This is a genomic window from Novosphingobium sp. Gsoil 351, from assembly GCF_009707465.1.
Classification (GTDB): Bacteria; Pseudomonadota; Alphaproteobacteria; order Sphingomonadales; family Sphingomonadaceae; genus Novosphingobium.
The window spans coordinates 2,420,015-2,440,286 of sequence record NZ_CP046120.1 but is presented as its reverse complement, the minus strand read 5'-3'; the positions used below and the strand labels follow the sequence as shown (position 1 = coordinate 2,440,286).

At 67.0% G+C, this 20,272-nt stretch carries 17 protein-coding genes, 1 tRNA gene and 3 pseudogenes; 16 read left to right on the top strand and 5 right to left on the bottom strand.

Going from position 1 to position 20,272, the window contains the following annotated elements; translation table 11 throughout:
- The first annotated feature begins 102 nt into the window (after window positions 1-102).
- Window positions 103-348 (top strand): transposase, encoded by a 246-nt coding sequence (locus GKE62_RS11780; protein ID WP_230206668.1) that lies wholly within the window; start codon window positions 103-105, stop codon window positions 346-348.
- Between the two features lie 182 nt (window positions 349-530).
- Here GKE62_RS11780 and istB read toward each other — a convergent pair.
- Window positions 531-1,168, bottom strand: a pseudogene (gene istB, locus GKE62_RS11775) (IS21-like element helper ATPase IstB); the annotation flags it as partial.
- An 84-nt stretch (window positions 1,169-1,252) separates the two neighbouring features.
- On the opposite strand from istB, the gene GKE62_RS19770 reads away from it, so the two are divergent.
- Window positions 1,253-1,444 (top strand): hypothetical protein, encoded by a 192-nt coding sequence (locus tag GKE62_RS19770; RefSeq protein ID WP_370515998.1) that lies wholly within the window; start codon window positions 1,253-1,255, stop codon window positions 1,442-1,444.
- Window positions 1,445-1,636: 192 nt separating this feature from the next.
- Window positions 1,637-2,764, top strand: coding sequence for a Fic family protein (locus tag GKE62_RS11765; protein WP_154692408.1), 1,128 nt, complete (start codon window positions 1,637-1,639; stop codon window positions 2,762-2,764).
- 109 nt (window positions 2,765-2,873) lie between these two features.
- On the opposite strand, the gene GKE62_RS11760 is transcribed toward GKE62_RS11765, so the two are convergent.
- Window positions 2,874-2,950: transfer RNA gene (locus tag GKE62_RS11760), tRNA-Arg, on the bottom strand.
- A 139-nt stretch (window positions 2,951-3,089) separates the two neighbouring features.
- On the opposite strand from GKE62_RS11760, the gene GKE62_RS11755 reads away from it, so the two are divergent.
- Both GKE62_RS11755 and GKE62_RS11750 read left to right on the top strand, forming a co-directional pair.
- Complete coding sequence (locus GKE62_RS11755; RefSeq protein WP_154692407.1) at window positions 3,090-3,605, top strand: MmcB family DNA repair protein; 516 nt, start codon at window positions 3,090-3,092, stop codon at window positions 3,603-3,605.
- A gap of 101 nt (window positions 3,606-3,706) precedes the next feature.
- Window positions 3,707-5,956: a bifunctional diguanylate cyclase/phosphodiesterase gene (locus GKE62_RS11750; protein WP_154692406.1), complete on the top strand. Its 2,250-nt coding sequence runs from the start codon at window positions 3,707-3,709 to the stop codon at window positions 5,954-5,956.
- Between the two features lie 2 nt (window positions 5,957-5,958).
- Here GKE62_RS11750 and GKE62_RS11745 read toward each other — a convergent pair whose 3' ends face one another.
- Both GKE62_RS11745 and GKE62_RS11740 read right to left on the bottom strand, forming a co-directional pair.
- Window positions 5,959-7,263 (bottom strand): M20/M25/M40 family metallo-hydrolase, encoded by a 1,305-nt coding sequence (locus GKE62_RS11745; RefSeq protein WP_154692405.1) that lies wholly within the window; start codon window positions 7,261-7,263, stop codon window positions 5,959-5,961.
- Window positions 7,264-7,269: 6 nt separating this feature from the next.
- Window positions 7,270-7,458: a DUF1289 domain-containing protein gene (locus GKE62_RS11740; protein WP_154692404.1), complete on the bottom strand. Its 189-nt coding sequence runs from the start codon at window positions 7,456-7,458 to the stop codon at window positions 7,270-7,272.
- 306 nt (window positions 7,459-7,764) lie between these two features.
- On the opposite strand from GKE62_RS11740, the pseudogene GKE62_RS11735 reads away from it, so the two are divergent.
- From GKE62_RS11735 to GKE62_RS11695, 9 genes and pseudogenes are all read left to right on the top strand, one after another.
- Window positions 7,765-9,095, top strand: a pseudogene (locus GKE62_RS11735) (DEAD/DEAH box helicase).
- Between the two features lie 209 nt (window positions 9,096-9,304).
- Complete coding sequence (locus GKE62_RS11730; protein WP_154692403.1) at window positions 9,305-10,015, top strand: sterol desaturase family protein; 711 nt, start codon at window positions 9,305-9,307, stop codon at window positions 10,013-10,015.
- On the top strand, window positions 10,012-10,449 hold the full coding sequence (locus GKE62_RS11725; RefSeq protein WP_154692402.1) for a DUF2141 domain-containing protein: 438 nt from the start codon (window positions 10,012-10,014) through the stop codon (window positions 10,447-10,449). The genes GKE62_RS11730 and GKE62_RS11725 overlap by 4 nt, the downstream gene beginning before the upstream one ends.
- A 3-nt stretch (window positions 10,450-10,452) precedes the next feature.
- Window positions 10,453-11,757, top strand: coding sequence for an MFS transporter (locus tag GKE62_RS11720; protein WP_230206667.1), 1,305 nt, complete (start codon window positions 10,453-10,455; stop codon window positions 11,755-11,757).
- 91 nt (window positions 11,758-11,848) lie between these two features.
- The gene (locus tag GKE62_RS11715; protein ID WP_154692401.1) at window positions 11,849-13,336 is read left to right on the top strand and encodes a hypothetical protein; all 1,488 of its coding nucleotides are present in this window, start codon (window positions 11,849-11,851) and stop codon (window positions 13,334-13,336) included.
- Window positions 13,337-13,407: 71 nt separating this feature from the next.
- Window positions 13,408-14,349 (top strand): alpha/beta hydrolase, encoded by a 942-nt coding sequence (locus GKE62_RS11710; protein WP_154692400.1) that lies wholly within the window; start codon window positions 13,408-13,410, stop codon window positions 14,347-14,349.
- Window positions 14,350-14,361: 12 nt separating this feature from the next.
- On the top strand, window positions 14,362-15,729 hold the full coding sequence (locus GKE62_RS11705; RefSeq protein WP_154692399.1) for a M48 family metalloprotease: 1,368 nt from the start codon (window positions 14,362-14,364) through the stop codon (window positions 15,727-15,729).
- Window positions 15,730-15,742: 13 nt separating this feature from the next.
- Complete coding sequence (locus GKE62_RS11700; protein WP_154692398.1) at window positions 15,743-16,564, top strand: DsbA family protein; 822 nt, start codon at window positions 15,743-15,745, stop codon at window positions 16,562-16,564.
- On the top strand, window positions 16,561-17,508 hold the full coding sequence (locus GKE62_RS11695) for a M48 family metalloprotease (RefSeq protein ID WP_154692397.1): 948 nt from the start codon (window positions 16,561-16,563) through the stop codon (window positions 17,506-17,508). The genes GKE62_RS11700 and GKE62_RS11695 overlap by 4 nt, the downstream gene beginning before the upstream one ends.
- 3 nt (window positions 17,509-17,511) lie before the next feature.
- On the opposite strand, the gene GKE62_RS11690 is transcribed toward GKE62_RS11695, so the two are convergent.
- Window positions 17,512-18,129: an HD domain-containing protein gene (locus GKE62_RS11690; protein ID WP_154692396.1), complete on the bottom strand. Its 618-nt coding sequence runs from the start codon at window positions 18,127-18,129 to the stop codon at window positions 17,512-17,514.
- Between the two features lie 69 nt (window positions 18,130-18,198).
- Between GKE62_RS11690 and GKE62_RS11685 the strand changes: the two genes are divergently transcribed.
- Both GKE62_RS11685 and GKE62_RS11680 read left to right on the top strand, forming a co-directional pair.
- On the top strand, window positions 18,199-19,374 hold the full coding sequence (locus GKE62_RS11685; RefSeq protein ID WP_154692395.1) for a sensor histidine kinase: 1,176 nt from the start codon (window positions 18,199-18,201) through the stop codon (window positions 19,372-19,374).
- A 68-nt stretch (window positions 19,375-19,442) separates the two neighbouring features.
- A pseudogene (locus GKE62_RS11680) lies at window positions 19,443-20,238 on the top strand (LytR/AlgR family response regulator transcription factor).
- Window positions 20,239-20,272: the final 34 nt, after the last annotated feature.

Below are 20,272 nucleotides of genomic sequence, written 5' to 3'. Positions count from 1 at the left end.
CCTTGCCGCTGATGCATTTGCTGCGATGTTTGTCGCCTTTGGGCGGAGCGCGTGGTGGACAGTGAGGTCGCTGAGGGTGCGAGCGGTCATACGACCGCTCGTATGACTAGTCGGATCGAGGTGATCGCCCGTGTATCGGGCCGGCGGTTCTGGACCGTCGAGCAGAAGCTCATGATGCTGCGCGATGCCTTCGGTCCGGGCGGATCGGTGCGATTGGCGATGGAGCGCCACGAGGTGACGAGCGGCCTGCTCTATACCTGGCGCCGCAAGGCGATGTCGGGTCAGCTTCTCGATCCGCCGCTGAAGGTGCTGCCAAGCCCTGTAGTGTCAATCGGCGCGGGATCTTGACCCCGGATCGGCGTCCAACATTGACCCCCTTGGTGTGAGTGTTTTCGGGTTGTCCCGGTAGTACATAGGAGGGCCCCGCGGACGACGCCGCGCGCCGTCAGGAGCGCTGGCGGCGGCGTCCGTGGGAGGTGCCTGTGGACCCACCGGGCCAACCCGGGGGATGGAGGTCCGGGGGAAGGGGTTCAGGCGGCTTCGCGGTGCTTGAACCGCCAGCTCTCGTTGCCGGTCTCGACGATGTCGCAGTGGTGGGTGAGCCGGTCAAGCAGCGCCGTCGTCATCTTGGCATCGCCGAACACCTGGGGCCACTCGCCGAACGCGAGGTTGGTGGTGACGATGATCGAGGTCTGCTCGTAGAGCCGGCTGACCAGGTGGAACAGCAGCTGGCCGCCGGCGAGCGCGAACGGCAGATAGCCGAGCTCGTCGAGGATCACGAGGTCGAGCCGGGCGAGGTGATCGGCGATGCGCCCCGGCTTGCTGGCACGAGCTTCGGCCTCGAGCCGGTTGACCAGGTCGACCGTGTTGTAGAACCGGGCCCCGCCCCGGTGCGCACGCAGGCCCGGCCGATGGCGATGGCGAGGTGGGTCTTGCCGGTGCCGGTGCCGCCGATCAGCACCGCGTTGCGTTGGCTGGCGAGGAAGCCGCCGGTGGCGAGTTCACGCACCAGTTGCTCGTTGATCGGGGTGGCGGCGAAGTCGAACGTCGCGAGCTCCCTTGCCAGCGGCAGCTTGGCGATCGTCATCTGGTACTTGATCGAGCGCGCCTGCTTCTCGTCGATCTCGGCCTTGAGCGGGTCGCCGACGATTATCTGGGCCGCGCGCGTGCTGCCATCGCGGCTGCCGGTCTGGTAGCCCGTCAACTGACAGAGCGCGTCGAAGACCATGGAGATCGCGTCGCTGTAGGCACGATGCACTTCGCTAAGGGGCTGGAGTTCAAGGCCGTCGCCGTAATGGCTTGCGATGACGAAGCCTTGCCGCTGCAATCACGGGTCGATGATGCCACCGATGAGGACGAGCTACGCGAGGTTTCGAGACCGAGCGGCACTTGTTCTACGTCGCCTGCACGCGCGCCCGCGATCATTTGCACATCAGCGGCGTGAAGCCTGTGTCGAGTTGTTGGCCGATCTGGGGAGCTGACGCGGTCTAGTTGCAACCGGTTGCAGCGGCGTCGGAGCTGTGCCCGACGCTCCTTGCGGAGATTATCGGCCATATTCACCGCACGCTATGCGGAGATTAAGCTTGCCTTCTGCGGAGATTGGGGCCAACAATCTCCGCAAGGGGTGCGGTGATTAATGTCTTACATCCACGAACTACCCGGCTGGCCGAACCTGCGCTGGAACGACGAGCAGCTTGCCAAGCCGCTGGCTGCCGTGCGCCATAGGCAGGGACGGCTGATCGGCCGCATGGAGGCTCTCGGCTTTCCCCTACGGGAAGAAGCGGTACTGCACGCCCTGACCGAAGACGTGCTCAAGTCCAGCGAGATCGAGGGCGAGGTGCTCGACAAGGACCAAGTTCGCTCCTCCATCGCCCGGCGTCTTGGGATGGACATCAGCGGCCTCGTTCCCGCCGATCGCCATGTCGAAGGCGTTGTCGAGATGATGCTAGACGCGACGCAGAGCTACGCAGAGCCGCTCACCACCGAACGACTTTTCGGGTGGCACGCCGCACTATTCCCGACTGGCCGAAGCGGCATGAGCCGCATCGCCGTGGGTACATGGCGCGATGACGCCACGGGACCCATGCAGGTCGTTTCTGGGCCGATCGGGCGCGAGCGGGTACACTACGAGGCACCAGCGGCCGAACGGCTCGAAGCAGAGATGGCGAAGTTCCTCGACTGGTTCCACAGTGCAGACCCCGATCCGGTCCTCAAGGCTGGGATCGCGCACTTCTGGTTCGTCACCATCCATCCGTTCGATGACGGGAACGGGCGAATTGCGCGCGCCATCGCCGACATGTCGCTCGCGCGCGCAGAAGGGATGGCGCAACGCTTCTACAGCATGTCCGCCCAAATCAGGACCGAGCGCAACGACTACTACGACATGCTGGAAACCACCCAGAAGGGCGATCTGGACATCACGCGGTGGCTGCTATGGTTCATCGCTTGCTTGGATCGAGCCTTCGACGGTTCCGAGGCCATTCTCGCCCATGTTATGAGCAAGGCGCGAACGTGGGACAAGCTCGCAGGCCAAAAGCTAAACGAGCGCCAGATCACGATGATCCACCGTCTGCTGGATGGGTTCGAGGGCAAGCTCGTCAGCTCCAAATGGGCGAAGCTCGCCAAGACCTCGCCTGACACGGCGTTGCGCGACATCACCGATCTCGTCGAAAGGGGCATACTCGTGAAGGACCCGGCCGGTGGACGAAGCACCAGCTACTCGCTCGCCCCCGAGGTGTCTGACCCGCACTCAAGATCGGCCTGACGACCGCCGAAGGCCGACTGTGAAGGCGGTTTTCGGTCCAAAAAAAGGGCGTTACGACCACATAACTGCCACGAGGTAGATTGTGGGGTAGTCAGAAACCCCAGAAAACTGGTGCACCCGACAGGATTCGAACCTGTGACCTCTGCCTTCGGAGGGCAGCGCTCTATCCAGCTGAGCTACGGATGCATGGCAGCGAGCGCCTAGCAGCGGCGGCTGGGGGTTGCCAGTGCGAATTGCGCGGGCGGGTGCCCGTGGCGATTTCGCCTTGCCCAGAACTTCCGCTTCGGCGCTTGCGCGGTTCATGATCTGTTCCTAGGGTTGGTGCATGCCCGAGTCGGCCGTCGTACCCCTTGCCTCTGCGTCCGCAGCCGCCGAAGAACGCGCTTCGCTGGCTGTCGCGCGCGGGATTTGCCGTCTGTTCGCTCGAAACGACATCTGGTGCCTCGCCGAAATGCCGCTGCGTAACGGGCGCCGTGCCGACCTGATGGGGGTAGATGCCAAGGGCCGGATCGTGATCGTCGAAATCAAGGTCAGCCGCGCGGATCTGCTGGGCGACGGCAAGTGGCCCGATTACCTGGCGCATTGCGACCGTTATTACTGGGGCTTGCCCCCGCAGCTCGACCGCGCCTGCCTAGATGGCGCGCCGTTCCTGCCCCACGCCTGCGGGGTGATCGTGGCCGACGGCTACGACGCCGAGATCGTCCGCCCAGCGCCCGCGCTGCCGCTTGCTCCCGCGCGCCGCCGGGTCGAGGTCGAACGGCTCGCACGCACCGCGCTGCGCCGGCAACTGGTCGGTCTCGATCCGCACTGTGCGGCGTGGGAAATGAGCGGCGAGGGTTGAGGCCGCGACAATCATCCTTATCGGTCCGTTAACCAAAACCGCTTAGGCACTGTTGTCCATTCGGGCAGATGCCCTCGGCAAAGGCGAAAATGGACACGGCGATGGCGGTGAAGAGGCTCTTTCAGGGACTGACCGGGCGGCACGCCGCGGCTGACCCGGAAGCCGATCACGGTGCGGCGGCGGTGATCTCGCCCAACGACGCCGCGCGCCGCCTCGAATTGCTCGATGATTTCGAAAGCGGCGGATTCGCCTGGATGTGGGCGACCGACGCCCAAGGCCGCCTGATCTATGTCTCTGCGAGCGCCGCGGAGCGGCTCGACAGGCCGCTGGCCGAGCTGCTCGCCCAACCCTTCGTGGCGCTGTTCGAGACCGATTCCGAGAACCTCGACGAACGCAACGCGGGCCGCCCGCTCAAATTCCAGCTCTCGGCGCGCAACAAGCTGGTCGACGTGACCGTCCGCTTCATCCCCGCCCGGCTCAGCGGCAGCGGTCGCGGAGCGTGGTGGTCGATCTCGGGCCATCCCAAGTTCGACGCCGGGGGCAACTTCCTCGGCTATCGCGGCAGCGCCAAGGACATCACCACCGAATACGAACGCAAGCTCGAGGATTCACGGCTCGCCGAATACGATTCGCTGACCGGGCTGGCGAACCGGCACCGCATGACCCGGCGGCTGGAAAGCACGCTCGCCGCTTACAAGGCGGCCAAGCGCAGCTGCACGTTGATGATGCTCGATCTCGACAAGTTCAAGCAGGTCAACGACATGATGGGTCACCCCGCGGGCGACGAGGTGCTGCGCCAGGTCGCGCAGCGCCTGCAACGCGTGATCGGCGAGCGCGGCGAGATCGGGCGGCTGGGCGGCGACGAGTTTCAGGTGATCCTTCCCGACCTCGACGACCGCGGCAAGTTGGGCGAATTGGCCGCCAAGATCATTCAGATCGTCTCGCAACCCTATCCGGTCGAGGGTGGCCGCGCGATCATCGGGACTTCGGTCGGCCTGGCCATCGCACCCTACGATGGGGTCGAGCGCGAAGAGATCGTACGCGCCGCCGATCTGGCGCTGTACGCCGCGAAGAACGGCGGACGCGGTGCGTTCCGCTTCTTCTCCGCCGATCTCAAGGACGAGGCCGAAGAGCGCCGCATGCTCGAGGAGGATTTGCGCGAAGCGCTCGCCGCCGACCAGCTCGAGCTTCATTACCAGCCTGTGGTCCGCACCGCCGACAGCATGGTGGTCGGCTGCGAGGCGCTGATGCGCTGGGAACATCCCGAGCGCGGCCCGATCGGGCCCGCCGCCTTCATCAGCGTGGCCGAGGAATCGAGCCTGATCATCCAGCTCGGCGAATGGGCCCTGCGCCGAGCCTGCCAGGACGCGATGCAATGGCCAAAATCGGTCCGCGTCGCGGTCAACGTCTCGGCGGTGCAGTTCGCCAGCCCCGGCTTTCCCGCGATCGTCACCAGCGCGCTGGCGGCCAGCGGGCTCGATGCCGAACGGCTCGAGCTCGAGCTGACCGAGAGCGTGTTCATGGGCGACAGCGAGACCACCGACGAGACTTTCAAGGTTCTCAAGCAGCTGGGCGTGCGCCTGGCCCTCGACGATTTCGGGACCGGCTATTCCTCGCTCAGCTATCTGCGCTCGGCCCCGTTCGACAAGCTCAAGGTCGACAAGAGCTTCGTCGATTCGTGCACCCAGCAGGACCAGAACAGCGCCAAGATCATCGCCGCGATCATCGGCCTGTCCGATGCGCTGGGGATGGAGACCACGGTCGAGGGGGTCGAGGCGTTCGACCAGCTCGAACTGGTGCGCAGCAAGGGCGCCAAGTTCATCCAGGGGTGGATCTATGCCAAGGCGCTGCCGCAGGCGGAGCTGCTTGAGGCGATGGGCAGCGAAAGCTTCAAGATCGAACCCAACGGACCCGATCGCCATCGCCCCGATCGCCGCAGCGTGTTCCGCCGGATCGGGATCATCCACGAGGACCACCGCTACGAGGCGGTGATGCGGGACCTTTCGACCACCGGGGCGCGGATCGACGGGCTGGTCGGGGTTCCGGTCGGTACCGGACTGGTGATCGACTTGGGCGGCGGACAGCTCGCCGTCGCCGAAGTGACCCGTTCCGCCGACGCACACATTGCCGTCGAGTTCGAAACCCCGCTGGTCAGCGACGGCGCGGGCGGGCTGGTTACCCGGCACCGGGTCAGCCCTTATGCGCTCGCAGCCGCCGGTATGCCGCTGGCTGCGCTGCCTCCGGGCAATTACCCGCTGTCGCTCGGCGGGGAGGGGTGGCGGCAGGCCGCAGTTCATGCAGGTGGTGGTGGGCCGCTGAGCACCGGGCTCCAATCCCGAATTTCCGGTTAGACCTAGCGTTTCTCCGCCGCCAGCCGACTCATCAGCAGCGCGGCGCGCTTGGCCTGCTTCCAGATGCTGGGAATGTCGACCGTCTCGCGCGGGGTGTGATCGCCCTCGCTGGCGGGGCCGAGCCCGGCGAGGCTGTCGACGTCGGCCGCGACGAAGCTGATGTCGCCCGCGCCGCGCTTGAGCGGGTCGAGTTCGCCCATCGGCTCCAGCCCGAGCGTGGCGTTGACCGCGTTGAGCCGGGCAAGGAGCACGCGATTGCCCGGGGTCGGGGCCATCGGCGGGTACTTGTTGTCGAACGTCAGCTCGGCCTTTGCGCCCGGATAGTCGCGCGCGACAATCGCCCGCATCCTGGCTTCGGCGCGGGCGATCTGATCGGGGCTTAGCGCGCGCAGATCGCCGCGCGCGACCGCGGCCGCGGGGATGATGTTGGTCTTGCCCGTCGCCTCGGCGCGGGCTTCGTCGGCGCCGAGCGCGGCGGTCGCCCCGCCCGCGATCAGCCCGGCGTTGAAGGTCAGGTTGGGTTCGGGCAGCTCGGCGCGGAACGCGGCGAGGATGCGGGCGAGCGCATAGACCGCGCCGTCGCCCGCGAATTCGGAGAACACCCCGCTGCTGTGGCCGCTTTTCGCGCTGACCGTGACCGTCCAGTTGCCCGCCGAGCGCCGCGCGACCGAGCCCATGTCGCGCCCGCCATCGCGCGCCAGCCCCTCGAAATCGAGCGCGACGTCGGCGCGCCGGCCCGCAGCGACCAGATCGGCGCGCGCGGCATCGAGGGGCAGGCCGGCTTCCTCTTCGTCGCCGGTCAGCACCGCCTCGATGTTCGCATCCTTGAGCGTGCCCGCCTTGGCCATCGCCCGCAGCGCCGCGATCATCGTGACGTCGCCGCCCTTGTCGTCGGCCACGCCGGGTCCACGAGCGTGCTCGGCGTCGATGCGCTCGAACATGAGGAAGCTGGAATCGGGCTCGAACACCGTATCGAGATGGCCGATCAACAGCAGCCGCTTGCGCCCCGGCTTGCCCTTATGCGTGGCGATCACATGCCCGGCCCGGCCGACCGAGTCCTGCGGCACCCAGCGTACCGCGAAGCCCAGCGCGGCGAATTCGGGCGCGAAAATGTCGTGGACTGCCTTCACGCCCGCCAGGTTCCGCGTTCCGCTGTTCTGGTTTACCGCCCTTTCGAGCAGCGCCAGGGTGCGCGCTTGCTCGGCGTCGACGGTGGCGACCATCGTCCGCTCGGTGGGCGTCGGCGGCGCCGCGATTGCGGGGGTGGCGAGGACGAGGGCGAGCGAAGCGAACGGGCGTAAGGTCATGCCCTGCTATTCTCCTCCCGGGACCGGCGCGCAAGCACGCGTCGCCAACCGCGCCAGCACGTCGCGCTTGAACGCGGCGCGAGCGCTCGGCCATGCCGCGATCTCGTCGAGCGTGCGGCGGCAACCCGAGCACCAATCGGCGCCGGCGTCGATCCGGCACACGCCTGTGCAGGGGCTGGGCGGGTCGTCGTTCATCGCGGTCCACTGTGGCTGGGCCGCCCGCCCGGATCAAGCCAGGGCCCGGCGCACGCAATTTTCTTGCGTTTTGCTGCAATGCACCTATATGCGGCCCCAGCGATCGGCGGGCGGACCACCAAATCCCCCGCAATCCGAAGCAGCGTGAGGTCGGCGGGACACATCGCCAGATCCGCTTCGGGCCTACGGCCGCATCGCAGAAGCTTCCTTCTTCACGCAGGGTCGCATCGAACGACACCTCGCGTTCGCGTGCGTGGCCGATTCCGGCTGCATGGCATGCGCCCGCTCCCTTACGAGTATTTTTCAATGACCTATTTCACCGATCTTGGCCTTGCCGAGCCGATCCAGCGCGCGCTGGCGGCCAAGGGCTATACCGATCCCACCCCGATCCAGAGCCAGGCGATCCCGGCGCTGCTCGCGGGCCGCGACCTTTGGGCATAGCCCAGACCGGCACCGGCAAGACCGCGGCGTTCGCGCTGCCGTCGTTGCACCGCCTCGCCGCCAACACGATGCCGCGCAAGCCTGCCGCCTGCAGGATGCTGGTGCTCTCGCCGACGCGTGAGCTCGCCGCGCAGATCGCGGACAACATGCAGGGCTATGCCCGCTACCTGAACCTTCAGGTCGATTGCGTGTTCGGCGGCGTCCCCGTCGGCAAGCAGGCGCGGCGGCTGGTCCAGGGCACCGACGTGCTCGTCGCCACCCCGGGCCGCCTGCTCGACCTGATCGACCAGCGCGCGCTGACGTTGCGCCATGTCGAGATTTTCGTGCTCGACGAAGCCGATCAGATGATGGACCTGGGCTTCATCCACGCACTCAAGCGGGTTGCGGCGATGCTCCCGGCCAAACGTCAGAGCCTGTTCTTCTCGGCAACGATGCCCAAGGCGATCGCCGACCTCGGCCGCCAGTTCATCGACAACCCGGTGCGTGTCGAAGTCGCCCCGCAGGCGACCACTGCCGAGCGGGTCGAGCAGTTCGTCACTTTCGTCAACCAGGCCGAGAAGCAGGCGCTGCTCAGCTTGCGGCTCCAGGCGCTGACCAATGACGGCACGCTCGAACGCGCGCTGGTGTTCAGCCGGACCAAGCACGGCGCCGACCGCATCGTCCGCCATCTGACGAGCGCCGGGGTCAAGGCCGCCGCGATCCACGGCAACAAGAGCCAGGCGCAGCGTACCGCCGCGCTCGAGGCGTTCCGCCAGGGTTCGTGCCGCGTCCTGATCGCGACCGACATCGCGGCGCGCGGCATCGATGTCTCCGGCGTCAGCCACGTGTTCAACTTCGAGCTGCCCAACGTTTCCGAGCAATACGTCCACCGCATCGGGCGGACCGCGCGGGCGGGTGCCGACGGCATCGCGATCAGCTTCGTCGCGCCCGACGAGAAGGGCTTCCTGAAGGACATCGAGCGGCTGACCCAGGTCAAGCTCATGCCGTTGCCGCTGCCCGAAGGCTTCCGCGAGGCCGCGGCCAAGCTGCCTGCTCCCGCCGCCCAGCGCCGCGAGGACGCGGCACCGCGTCATGGCCACGGCAACAGCCAGCGCCACGGCGAACCGCGGGGCGACGGCGCCCCGCCGCGTCGCTTCCACCCGCGCGGGCCTAAGCGGCCTGCCGGGGTGAAGGTGCATACCCGCCGGGCTGGGTGATCGCTTGGCGCACTTTTGCGCTGTCCTACCGGGGGCGGGCTTGGCATAGCATCCGTCATGCCCGCCCCGACACTTTTCGCTGCCGACAAGCGACAGGCGCTCGTGCTTCGCCCTGACCGGCGCAGTTTCCCGATGGTTTTTTTACCCCGGGACAGTGGTCCATGTGGTCCATGTGGTCGACCCGGTCCACGACGGCGCGGCGCTGGCGGATGACCTCGCCGCTTCTCTCGGCCCTGGCGATGACCGTCATCGTCTGCCTGCGCTACTTCGCCAGCAGCGGACTGTTCGCCTGGCTGACCGCGCGGGTGAAGCCCGGTTTTTACGCCGGACTCGTCCCGCAGATGCAGCGCGAGATCGGCTGGAGCCTGGCTTCGGCGGCGATCTATGGCGTGCCCGCGGGTATCGTCGCCTGGGGCTGGCAGAACCGCGGCTGGACCCGCATCTACACGGATCCGCAAACGTACCCGCTATGGTGGCTGCCCGGCTCTTTCCTCGTCTACCTCGTCCTGCACGACGCATGGTTCTATTGGACCCACCGCTGGATGCACCGTCCCGCGCCGTTCCGTATGGTCCACGCGGTCCATCACGCGAGCCGCCCGCCAACCGCATGGGCGGCGATGAGCTTTCATCCGCTCGAAGCGCTGAGCGGCGCGGTGGTGATCCCGGCGCTCGTCCTGTTGGTGCCGATCCACGCCGGGGTGCTCGGGCTGGTGCTGCTGACCATGACCGTGATGGGCGTGACCAACCATATGGGCTGGGAAATCTTCCCGCGCGCCCTGGTGGCATCGCGCCCCGGGGGATGGTTGATCACCGCCAGCCACCACCAGCGCCATCACGACCAGTATCGCTGCAACTACGGGCTCTACTTCCGTCACTGGGACCGGCTTTGCGGCACCGATCGCGGGCTCGCGGCCGCATGAAGCTGGGCAAGCTCGGCCTTGTTTCGCTGACCGCCAGCCTGATCGGCACGGCACCCGCGCCCGGCGGCACCGTCGTGGTCGAGATCAGCGGACTGCGCTCGGCCAAGGGGCAGGTGCTCGCCTGCCTGACCGCGCGCGCCAAGAGTTTTCCCGATTGCACGCGCGATCCGGCCGCCCGCAAGCTGGCAGTGCCCTCGCGCGAGGCGGCGACGCTGCGGTTCGCCGCGGTCCCGCCGGGCCGCTATGCCGTGGCCCTGCTCGACGACGCGAACGGCAACGGGAAGGCCGACATGGCGCTGTTCATCCCGCGCGAGGGCTTCGGCTTCTCCCGCGATGCCGCCGCGCCGTTTGGGCCGCCCAAGTTCGCCGCCGCTGCGTTCGACGTCGGCGCCGAACCGGTCAGCATACCGATCCGCATGCGCTACGTATTTTAGGCGATGTCCGACGCCGACCGTGAAGCAGGCTTGCGCGCGCGCCTGATGGCCCCGGGCGAACCGCTCGCCCCGTTCCGCCACCCGGCATTCCGTGCGATCTGGACCGCCAACCTGTTCTCCAACATCGGTTCGATGATCCAGTCGGTCGGCGCAGCCTGGCTTATGACCGAACTGACCCGCAGCCACCTGCTTATCGCGCTGGTCCAGGCTTCCGCGACGATCCCGATCATGCTGTTCGGGCTGTTCGCCGGAGCGATCGCGGACAATTACGACCGCCGCCTGGTGATGCTCGCCGCGCAGAGCGGAATGCTGCTGGTTTCAGCGCTGCTCGCGGTGCTGACCTATGCCGGGGCCATCGGCCCGCTCGCGCTGATCGCGCTGACCCTTGCGGTGGGCACTGGCACCGCGCTCAACGGACCCGCCTGGCAGGCCTCCGTTCGGGCGCAGGTCGCCCCCGAGGACCTGCCCCAGGCGATCTCGCTCGGCGCGCTGTCGTTCAACCTCGCGCGCAGCGTGGGTCCGGCGTTGGGTGGCGTACTGATCTCGATCTGGAGCGTCGAACTGGCGTTCCTGATCAACGCGGTCAGCTATCTGGGGATGATCGTGGCGCTGTCACGGTGGAAGCCGCCGCGCTTCAATCCGGCGCGCGGGCCGATGCTGGCCTCGATCGCGCAAGGGATCGCGTGGTGCAGCCGCTCGCCCCCGGTGCGCAAAGTCCTGCTGCGCGGCGCAGTCATCGGCTTCGGCGTGGCGGGCTATCAGGCGCTGCTTCCCTCCATCGCGCGCGACCGGCTCCACGGGACCGAGATCGACTATGGGCTGATGCTGGGCGCGTTCGGATTTGGGTCGGTGACGGTCGCGCTGTGGGTCAGCAAGTGGCGGCGGCGGTTCGGTGCCGAAACCGTGGTCACGCTCGCCACGCTGGCGTTCATCGCCGCCCAGCTCGGGATATCGCTCGCGGGCAACCTTGCCGCCGCGCTGCCCGCGACGTTTATCGCCGGGGCCGGCTGGGTCGCGGCGATGACCAGCCTCAACGTGGCGATGCAGCTGCGCTCGCCCGAAACGATCCTGGGGCGCTGCCTGTCGCTCTATCAGGCGGTGACGTTCGGCGGGATGGCGCTGGGGGCGTGGATGTGGGGTTGGCTGGCCGACGTTCGCGGGCTGCCGTTCGCGCTCCACGCCGCCGCTGCCTGGCTTGCGCTGAGCCTGATCGTGATGCGCCGTATCGCGCCGATGCCCACCCGCGACGAAGGTCGTCTGGACCAGTCAGCGACCACCCAGCCCGCCGCGGCCGCGCCACCCGGCTAGGTGAACCCTGTTGAAAGTTGCGGCGCGACTTAATCCTTCTTTTACCACGTTGCGCCACAACCTGCGGCAAGACCAACGGGGGCACGATCGCATGGACACGTTTCGCGGATGGCCGGAAGAGGCTTACGAGCCGACCGATTTCGCCGACTCTGCCCAAATTCCCCCCGCGACCGAGGATCTCGGCCCCGCGCCGTCCCCGGTCGGCCAGGACGAGCGCCGGATGCAGGTGCGCGCGTATAACCACTGGGCCAGCCTGCTTGCCGATCGCAACTTTCCGTCGATCGAGGACCTCGATCCCGCAAACCTACCCGATTTCGGGCCCTATTCGGTGCTGCTCGACTTCACTTCGGGCATCGAAGATCCCGCGGTCCAGTTCCTGGGCGCAAGCCTGGCGCGCGAGTGCGGCACCAACGGCGAAATCCGTGCCCTCTCCGACGTTCCGAGCCGTTCGCTGCTCAGCCGGATCACCGACCATTACATGCAGATCATCGCCAACCAGGCGCCGATCGGGTTCGAGGCCGAATTCGTCAACCAGCGCGGCCAGACGATCCTGTATCGCGGCATTCTGCTGCCGTTCTCGAGCGACGACGACACGATCGACTTCATCTATGGGGTGATCAACTGGAAGGAGCTGCCCGACCAGATCGACACCGACGAGTTGATGCTCGAGATCGATCAAGCATTGGAAGCGGCAGCCGGAGAACCGGTGGCGCGCCGCGACGACGAGATGACCGACTGGGCGGACGCCCCGGTCGCGCTGCACGGCACGCCCGCCCTGGCCGGCGATCCGCTTGCGGCGGCCGGGATCGATCACGACGCCGACGCCGTGCTCGATCTGGGTGCGTTGATCGCGCGCGAGGGGCCGAGCAGCGTCGCGTGGCCCGAGCCGGCCTTCGGTGTAAACCCACCGTACGCCGAGCCTGAGGACGATACCTTCGAACTGACCGAGCTCGCCGAGGCCGAAGCCGAAGCGGACATGGGCCTGGCCGACTGGCTCGCCTCGGCTCGCGAAATGGCGCTGGTCGCCTGTTCGAGCGAGGATCGCACCCGCAGCGCGCTCTATGCCGCGATCGGGCGAGCCTATGACTTCAGCCTGGCGGCGCAGGCCGAACCCGAAGGTTTCCACGAACTCGTCGCGGATGCCGGCCTGACGATGCAGGACCGCGCGCCGATGACGCCGGTGGTCAAGCTCGTGTTCGGCGCCGATTACGACAAGACCCGCCTGACCGAATTCGCCGCGGCGCTCGACCAGGCGCATCGCGTCGGCATCGCCCGCGGCTCGCTGGGCGCGTTCCTCTCGGCGGCGCCGGGGGGACTCAAGGGCGTGGTCAACGAAGAGCGGCGCTGGCGCAAGCAGGCCAGCGGCAAGTCGCTCGAACCGCGCGAGGCGCCGCGTGAAACGCTCGCGCGCAAGCTGCGCAAGCTGGATGCCGTCGCGCTCGCCGATCTGGCCGCCGAGGGCCAGGAATTCACCCTGCTGGTCGCCCGCCGCCTGCCTTCGGGCGAAGTGGTGGTGATCGGCGAAGTGCCCGAAGACGTCGGCCTGCTCGAACGCGCGGCGAGGAAGTTGGTCGCCTGAAACCAGCGCAAGACGCGCCGCCAACTCCGCGCTATGGCCGCGCGATGCAGGGACGAACGGGGCGCAGGCGGATGGGTTGGCTCGGCTGGACGGGGGCTATGTTGCTGCTCGCCGCGCTGGCTCTTGGCGCACTGACATGGTGGGCGCTCAGCAACGATTCGGCGGCGACGCTGGACGCACTGGACGCCAATTTTTCGCGCAACAGCACGATTGCTCAGGTCGCAGCAGCCAACTACGCCGCCGATCCCGCGCAGAAGCTGGAAATGTTCGTCCCCGCCGGCGCCGTACCGGCGGGCGGATTTCCGCTGGTGGTGTTCTTCCACGGCGGCGGCTGGCACGAAGGCGATCCGCACGACTACCACTGGATCGCCCGCGCCCTGGGCGAGAAGGGTTATGCCACCGCGCTGGTCGGCTATCGCCTGAACGCTGCCGGTCGCTTCCCGGCCATGCTCGAGGACAGTGCCGCGGGCGCCCGCTGGGCGCTTGCTCACGCGGCGGAGTATAAGATCGACCCCTCGCGAGTGGTCCTGATGGGCCACTCGGCGGGGGCTTATAACGCCTCGATGCTGACCCTCGACCGCCAATGGCTGGGGCGCGAGGGCGTTCCCGAAGCCACCGTCAAGGGCGCGGTGGTGCTGGCCGGTCCGGCCGATTTCTATCCCTTCGACAAGAAGTCATCGATCAACGCGATGAGCCACTGGCCGCGTCCGGCCGATACCCAGCCGATCAATTTCGTCCGCGCCGACGCGCCGCCAATGCTGCTGGTCCATGGCACCAGGGACACCATCGTCCGTCCGCGCAACGCGCTCATTCTCGCGCGCAAGCTGACCGAGGCCGGGGTGCCGACCAAAGCGACGCTGATCGACGGGGTCGGTCATATTGCGATGGTCGTAACGCTCGCGCACCCGTTCGACTGGTACGATCACCGAGTGGCCGACGCAGTGTTCCCGTTCCTCGCGAGGGTGCTCCCGCCCGCCCCGGCTTCATCGCCGGTTCAGGCTGCGGCGCGCTAACCCCCGCTGAAAATGATCCGCCGTTCCTCCGCTTTTTTGCGTCTTTCGGCTACGGTAGTCGCCGCCGCGCTAACCCTGCAAAGCGCCGCGGCGCAATCGATCCTGCGCGATGCCGAAACCGAAGCCTTGTTCCGCGACATGTCCGCGCCGCTGATCAAGGCCGCCGGGCTCGATCCCGCCAATGTCGACATCGTCCTCATCAACGATCCTTCGATCAACGCGTTCGTCGCAGGGGGCCAGGCGGTCTATGTCAATTCCGGCCTGATCAACGCGGCGACGTCGGCCAACCAGGTCCAGGGCGTGATCGCGCACGAACTCGGCCACGTCACCGGCGGCCACGCGATCGCGATCGGCGACGGAGCCAAGGCCGCGACGTCGATCTCGCTGTTGTCGATGCTGCTCGGCGTCGCTGCCGCGGTCGCCGGCGCGGGCGCGGCGGCGATGGGTGTGATGGCCGCCGGCCAGCAGGCGGCGCTGGGAAAGTATCTGTCGTTCAGCCGCACCCAGGAATCAGCCGCCGATGCCGCAGGGGCGAGCTATCTGTCGAAGGCGGGCATATCCGGCCATGGCAGCTTGGAATTCTTCAAGACCCTGCAGAACCAGGAATTCCGCTATGGCTATTCGCCCAGCGACGAGGATGCCTTCTTCAGCACGCACCCCTCCTCGGGCGACCGCATCGCCCGCCTGACCGAAACCTACGCGGCGGACCCGGCGTGGAAGAAGCCCGACGACCGCGAGCTCGAGCGCCGCTTCCAGTTGGTCAAGGCCAAGCTGTACGGCTACCTCGCCGAGCCTTCCGCGACGCTCCAAGCCTATCCTGAAACCGTCAAGTCTGAACCCGCGCGCTATGCCAGAGCCTATGCCTTTCACAAGGAAGCGCTTATGGACAAGGCCACCGCCGAGACCGACGCCTTGCTCGCCGAAGAACCGGCCAACCCCTATTTCCTCGAGATCAAGGGTCAGATCCTGCTCGAATCTGGCAGGCCGCGCGAAGCGCTCGAGCCGCTGCGCAGGGCGACCCAGCTCACGGGCAACCAGCCGCTGATCGCCACCAGCTTCGGCCACGCGCTGATCGCCACCGAGGACAAAGCCAATTTTGCCGAGGCCGAGCGCGTGCTCAAGGCCGCGGTGGCGCGCGATCGCGACAACCCGTTCGCCTGGTATCAGCTCGGCGTCGTCTATGAATCGGCCGGCGACACCCCACGCGCCCGGCTCGCCAGCGCCGAGCAGCAGGTGCTCAGCCAGCAGATGCCGCTCGCGCTGATCAGCGCGCAGGCCGCCCAGGCGACGCTGCCCAAAGGCTCTGCGGACTGGCTTCGCGCGCAGGACATTGCGTTTCAGGCGCGCGCCGCGATTGAGAAGGACAAGAAGCGGCGCTAGGCCGGTTTGCGCCATGGCCGATCGCAACCTTCCCTCATCAATCTCGCCGCGACGCCGGCCCTGGTTCCCCGCGCTCGCGATTCTCCTCGCCGGGCTGGGGGCGGCGGGCGGGTGGTGGTGGGAAAGCAGCCGCTCAACCCCAGCCAAATCCGCCGCCGGGGACACGATCGAAGCGCGGCTGGCCGCGGCCGGTATCGACGGACGCGAGCGCGCGGCGATCGAGGGACTGGTCCGAGATTATATCCTCGCCCATCCGGAAATACTGCCCGAGGCGATGAGCCGGCTCCAGGCCAACGGCGCGGCCAGGCAGATCGCGGCGCAGCGCGACCGGATCGAGACCCCCTTCGCTGGGGCGGTGCTGGGCAATCCCCGAGGGACGATCACCCTGGTCCAGTTCACCGACTATGCCTGCACCTATTGCCGTCAAAGCGTGGCCGACATTTCCGCCTTGACCGCCGCGCATCCCGATCTGCGGGTGGTGGTGCGCGAACTGCCCATCCTCTCTCGCGCGAGCGAACAGGCCGCGCGGATGGCACTCTCGGCCGCGCGGCAGGGGCACTACGCGGCGTATCACGACGCTATGTTCGCGGGCGAGAAGCCGGCGGCGGCGTCAATTGCGGCAGCAGCGCGAAAGGCCGGGATCGATGCCGGGGCGGCCGCGCCGGTAGCCGCGAGCGCCGAAGTGACCAATGAGCTCGCGGGCAACATCGCGCTGGCGAAGGAACTGGGGATCGCCGGCACCCCGGCCTGGGTGATCGGCGACCGGTTGCTGATAGGCGCGGTTGGGCGTCGCGCGTTGGAAAGCGCGATCGCGGAAACGCGCAAAGCCTCATGATCTGGCGCGGCGCGATTGCCGCAGCCGCGCTCTTAGCCGCGGCCCCGGCGATCGCCACGCAGCCGGATTTGCGCGCCCAGCTCGAACATTTGCAGGCGCTCGACGCAAAAGTGCAGAGTGCCGGTTGGCGGCTGGTCCGCGGCAACGCCCCATACTGCCATAAGGTCGCGCCGGGAGTCGGGCTGGTCCTGTTCGACGCCGCCGGGTTTTCCGATCCCAAGGCGGTGCGCGATGCGCTGGACCTGCCAGGCGACATCGCGGTCGAGGCTGTCGCCAGCGATGCACCCTCCGCACGCGCGGGCTTGCGCAGTGCGCAACCGTTGAGCGTGGTGGCCGGAGAGGACGTGACCTCGCTCCCGGCGGCAGCACCGGGCGACTATGCGCGGCTCGTCGGCCTTCACGACCGCGTCGATGCGGCGTTGCTGGCGACGGGCAAAGTCGGACTCGTCGACGCGGGTGGAGCCTCCATCTCCATTGCCGGCGAACCTGTCTGCGTGTCCCGCTTCGAACTGCTAAGCTCGGGGACGAGGGCCGCGGCGGACGGACGCCGGGTGGTAATCGGACGAGCATTGGTCGAAGCGATGCCACAGGACGACCTGCTCGCAGCGGCGCTGGCGCACGAACTGGCGCACAACCTACTCGGCCACCGCGCCCGTCTCACCGCATCGGGACGCAGTTGGGGCAAGGTCAAGGCGACCGAACGCGAGGCGGATCGCCTGTCGGTGTGGTTGCTGGCCAATGCCGGCTACGATCCGGCCGCTGCGGTGAGGTTCTATCGCTGGTGGGGCCCGAAATTCGATCTCGGGATCTTTGCCACGCCCGATCACGACGGGTGGAAGGCGCGCGTCCGTACGGTTTCCGCAGAGATCGAAACGATGCGCACGGCCCAGGCGGCGCGCGGCGGCAGGGCCGACTGGGCGAACGATTTCAGTGGCGCTGGTTGAGCGCTAAGCTGCGGCCTTCACCTCTGCTCGCGCGAGCGGCCTGGCCATCACCCGTCGCACCATCGGCTCGAAGAACTCGAGTGGCTCGCTGTTGTAGGCCGGGTCGAACGCCGACTGATCGTACTTCGCGCAGAATTCCGCGCAGGCCTCCCAGTGCGGGTTGCCGCGGTGCTTGTCCCGCATGTCGCGGTCCATGCCGAGGAAGTGGAAGTAGTAGTACCCCTGAAACGCACCGTGGTTCTGGCAAATCCAGTGGGTCTGCTCATCGACGAATGGCTTGATGATCGCCGCTGCGACATCGGGATGGTTGTAGGTGCCGAGCGTGTCGCCGATGTCATGGAGCAGCGCCATGGTCACGTACTGCTCATCGCGCCCGTCGCGATAGGCGCGGGTCGCGCATTGCAGGCTGTGCTCCAGGCGGCACACCGGGAACCCGCCGAAATCGCCCTTGAGCAGCTTGAGATGGGTCAGCACCCGGTCGGCCACGCCGCCGGCGAACGCGTTGTAGTCGCGTGCGATGATGCTCCAGTCCTCCTGGGTGCCGTTCTCCATCGCGGTGAAGCGAGCACGTTCCTCGAAGCCGTGCTCGGTCTCGGCGCGAATGTCAGTCTGGTTGTCCATTGCTGCTCTCCTTGGAGCCCAGCGTATCGCAATTTTGCGCCTTGGGCAAAACCCGCTATCCCTTCGCCCATGGCCGTGCTGCCGTTTGCCCCCACGCCGTTCTTCGGCAACAAGAACCGCGCCTTCTGGCAGCTCCAGGCCGCTGGCTGGGGCGGGGCGATGCTGCTGCGCGCGATGTCGAGCCTGGCCAACGCCCAGCCGCTTTCGTTCCTGGTGCTGGTGCTGATCGCCTCGATCACGGGCTTCTCGATCTCGCTAATCCTGTCGGTGATCTATCGCAACCTGATCAACCGCACGCCGCTGGTGACCTGGGGGGTGACCGCGTTGATCCTGCCATTTGCGGTCAGCCTCTATGCCTTCATCGATAGCTGGGTGATCGGGCTCTACCGCCCGGGAAGCGACACCGGGTTCACCCAGCTGTTTCTGGGGGTGTTCTACCTCGACCTGACTCTGCTCGGCGCCTGGTCCGCGCTGTATTACGCGATCAACTTCTTCCTCCAGGTCGAAGAGCAGAACGACCAGCTCCTCCGGCTGGAAAACCAGGCGACGAGCGCCCAGCTGGCGATGCTGCGCTATCAGCTCAACCCGCACTTTCTGTTCAACACGCTGAACTCGATCTCCACCCTCGTGCTGCTCAAGCAGACCGAGCCGGCGAACGCGATGCTGAGCCGACTGTCATCGTTCCTGCGCTACACCTTGATCAACGAGCCTGCCGGGCGGGTCACGCTGGCGCAGGAGATCGAGACGCTGAAGCTGTATCTCGACATCGAGCGGATGCGCTTCGAGGACCGTCTGCGCACCCGTTTCGACATTGCCGAGAACACGCGCGGCGCACTGCTGCCGTCGTTGCTGCTTCAGCCGCTGGTCGAAAACGCGATCAAGTATGCGGTTACCCCGCTGGAGGAGGGCGCCGAAATCACGGTCGCCGCGCAACTCGTCGGCCCGATGCTTCGGATCACCGTGTCCGACACCGGCCCGGGATTGCAGTCCGGCGCCGATCCTTTCAGGCCCGATCCCGCAAGGTGGAGCGCGACCAACCCCGACACCGGTGAGCCGGTATCGACCGGGGTCGGGCTCGCCAACATCCGCGACAGGCTGGCGCAGGCCTATGGCGAGGAGCAACGATTCGACATCCAGGACGCGCCGGAAGGGGGCTTTGCGGTCGTGATCGAACTGCCCTTCGAAGCTAGCGAAATTTCCAAACCATCCCCCGCCCCTGCATCGCGCCTCGTCACGGCGGGTTGAGTCGAACGATCCGGCGGACTAGGTTCCGGCCCGGCGGCAGGGGCGGTCTCCACCAACGAAGGATCGAAATGACCATCCGCACCATCCTTGTCGATGACGAGAAACTGGCCGTCCAGGGTCTCGAGCTCCGCCTGGAAAAGTATCCCGACGTCGAGATCATCGACACCTGTTCGAACGGGCGCGAGGCGATCCGCAAGATCAAGACCGGCAAACCCGACCTGGTTTTCCTCGATATTCAGATGCCCGGGTTCGACGGGTTCAGCGTGGTCAAGGGGGTGATGGAGATCGAGCCCCCGCTGTTCGTCTTCGTCACCGCTTACGCCGAACACGCGATCAAGGCGTTCGAGGCCAACGCGGTCGATTACCTACTCAAGCCGGTTGACGACGACCGCCTAGCGGACGCGCTCGACCGCGCCAGGACGCGGATGAGTGAAAAGCGCGGGCTGGAAGAGGTCGAAAAACTCAAGACGGTTCTGGCGGAAGTCGCGCCCGACGCGATGGATGCGATGCCCGATGAGGAAGAAGCCGCGGGCCGCTTCGAAAAGCTGATCAACATCAAGGACCGCGGCCAGATTTTCCGCGTCGACGTCGATTCGATCGAGCATATCGAGGCCGCGGGTGATTACATGTGCATCTATACCGGCGACAACTCGCTCATCCTGCGCGAGACGATGAAGGATCTCGAGCGGCGCCTCGATCCGCGAGTGTTCCAGCGGGTCCACCGCTCGACCATCGTCAACCTCAACCAGGTTCGCCAGGTCAAGCCGCACACCAACGGGGAGTGCTTTCTGGTGTTGGATTCGGGGGGCGCAAGTGAAGGTCTCGCGCAGCTATCGCGACGTCGTCGCCCGGTTCGTGCACTAGGCAGAGCGAACCGGCGTCCGACTTCGCTCGACAT

Excerpts from the sequence above, each read along its gene's own strand:
- GKE62_RS11780 (WP_230206668.1), top strand. The coding sequence starts at position 103 with ATGACTAGTCGGATCGAGGTGATCGCCCGTGTATCGGGCCGGCGGTTC.
- GKE62_RS19770 (WP_370515998.1), top strand. The coding sequence starts at position 1,253 with ATGCACTTCGCTAAGGGGCTGGAGTTCAAGGCCGTCGCCGTAATGGCT.
- GKE62_RS11765 (WP_154692408.1), top strand. The coding sequence starts at position 1,637 with ATGTCTTACATCCACGAACTACCCGGCTGGCCGAACCTGCGCTGGAAC.
- GKE62_RS11755 (WP_154692407.1), top strand. The coding sequence starts at position 3,090 with ATGCCCGAGTCGGCCGTCGTACCCCTTGCCTCTGCGTCCGCAGCCGCC.
- GKE62_RS11750 (WP_154692406.1), top strand. The coding sequence starts at position 3,707 with ATGGCGGTGAAGAGGCTCTTTCAGGGACTGACCGGGCGGCACGCCGCG.
- GKE62_RS11745 (WP_154692405.1), bottom strand. The coding sequence starts at position 7,263 with ATGACCTTACGCCCGTTCGCTTCGCTCGCCCTCGTCCTCGCCACCCCC.
- GKE62_RS11740 (WP_154692404.1), bottom strand. The coding sequence starts at position 7,458 with ATGAACGACGACCCGCCCAGCCCCTGCACAGGCGTGTGCCGGATCGAC.
- GKE62_RS11730 (WP_154692403.1), top strand. The coding sequence starts at position 9,305 with ATGACCTCGCCGCTTCTCTCGGCCCTGGCGATGACCGTCATCGTCTGC.
- GKE62_RS11725 (WP_154692402.1), top strand. The coding sequence starts at position 10,012 with ATGAAGCTGGGCAAGCTCGGCCTTGTTTCGCTGACCGCCAGCCTGATC.
- GKE62_RS11720 (WP_230206667.1), top strand. The coding sequence starts at position 10,453 with ATGTCCGACGCCGACCGTGAAGCAGGCTTGCGCGCGCGCCTGATGGCC.
- GKE62_RS11715 (WP_154692401.1), top strand. The coding sequence starts at position 11,849 with ATGGACACGTTTCGCGGATGGCCGGAAGAGGCTTACGAGCCGACCGAT.
- GKE62_RS11710 (WP_154692400.1), top strand. The coding sequence starts at position 13,408 with ATGGGTTGGCTCGGCTGGACGGGGGCTATGTTGCTGCTCGCCGCGCTG.
- GKE62_RS11705 (WP_154692399.1), top strand. The coding sequence starts at position 14,362 with ATGATCCGCCGTTCCTCCGCTTTTTTGCGTCTTTCGGCTACGGTAGTC.
- GKE62_RS11700 (WP_154692398.1), top strand. The coding sequence starts at position 15,743 with ATGGCCGATCGCAACCTTCCCTCATCAATCTCGCCGCGACGCCGGCCC.
- GKE62_RS11695 (WP_154692397.1), top strand. The coding sequence starts at position 16,561 with ATGATCTGGCGCGGCGCGATTGCCGCAGCCGCGCTCTTAGCCGCGGCC.
- GKE62_RS11690 (WP_154692396.1), bottom strand. The coding sequence starts at position 18,129 with ATGGACAACCAGACTGACATTCGCGCCGAGACCGAGCACGGCTTCGAG.
- GKE62_RS11685 (WP_154692395.1), top strand. The coding sequence starts at position 18,199 with ATGGCCGTGCTGCCGTTTGCCCCCACGCCGTTCTTCGGCAACAAGAAC.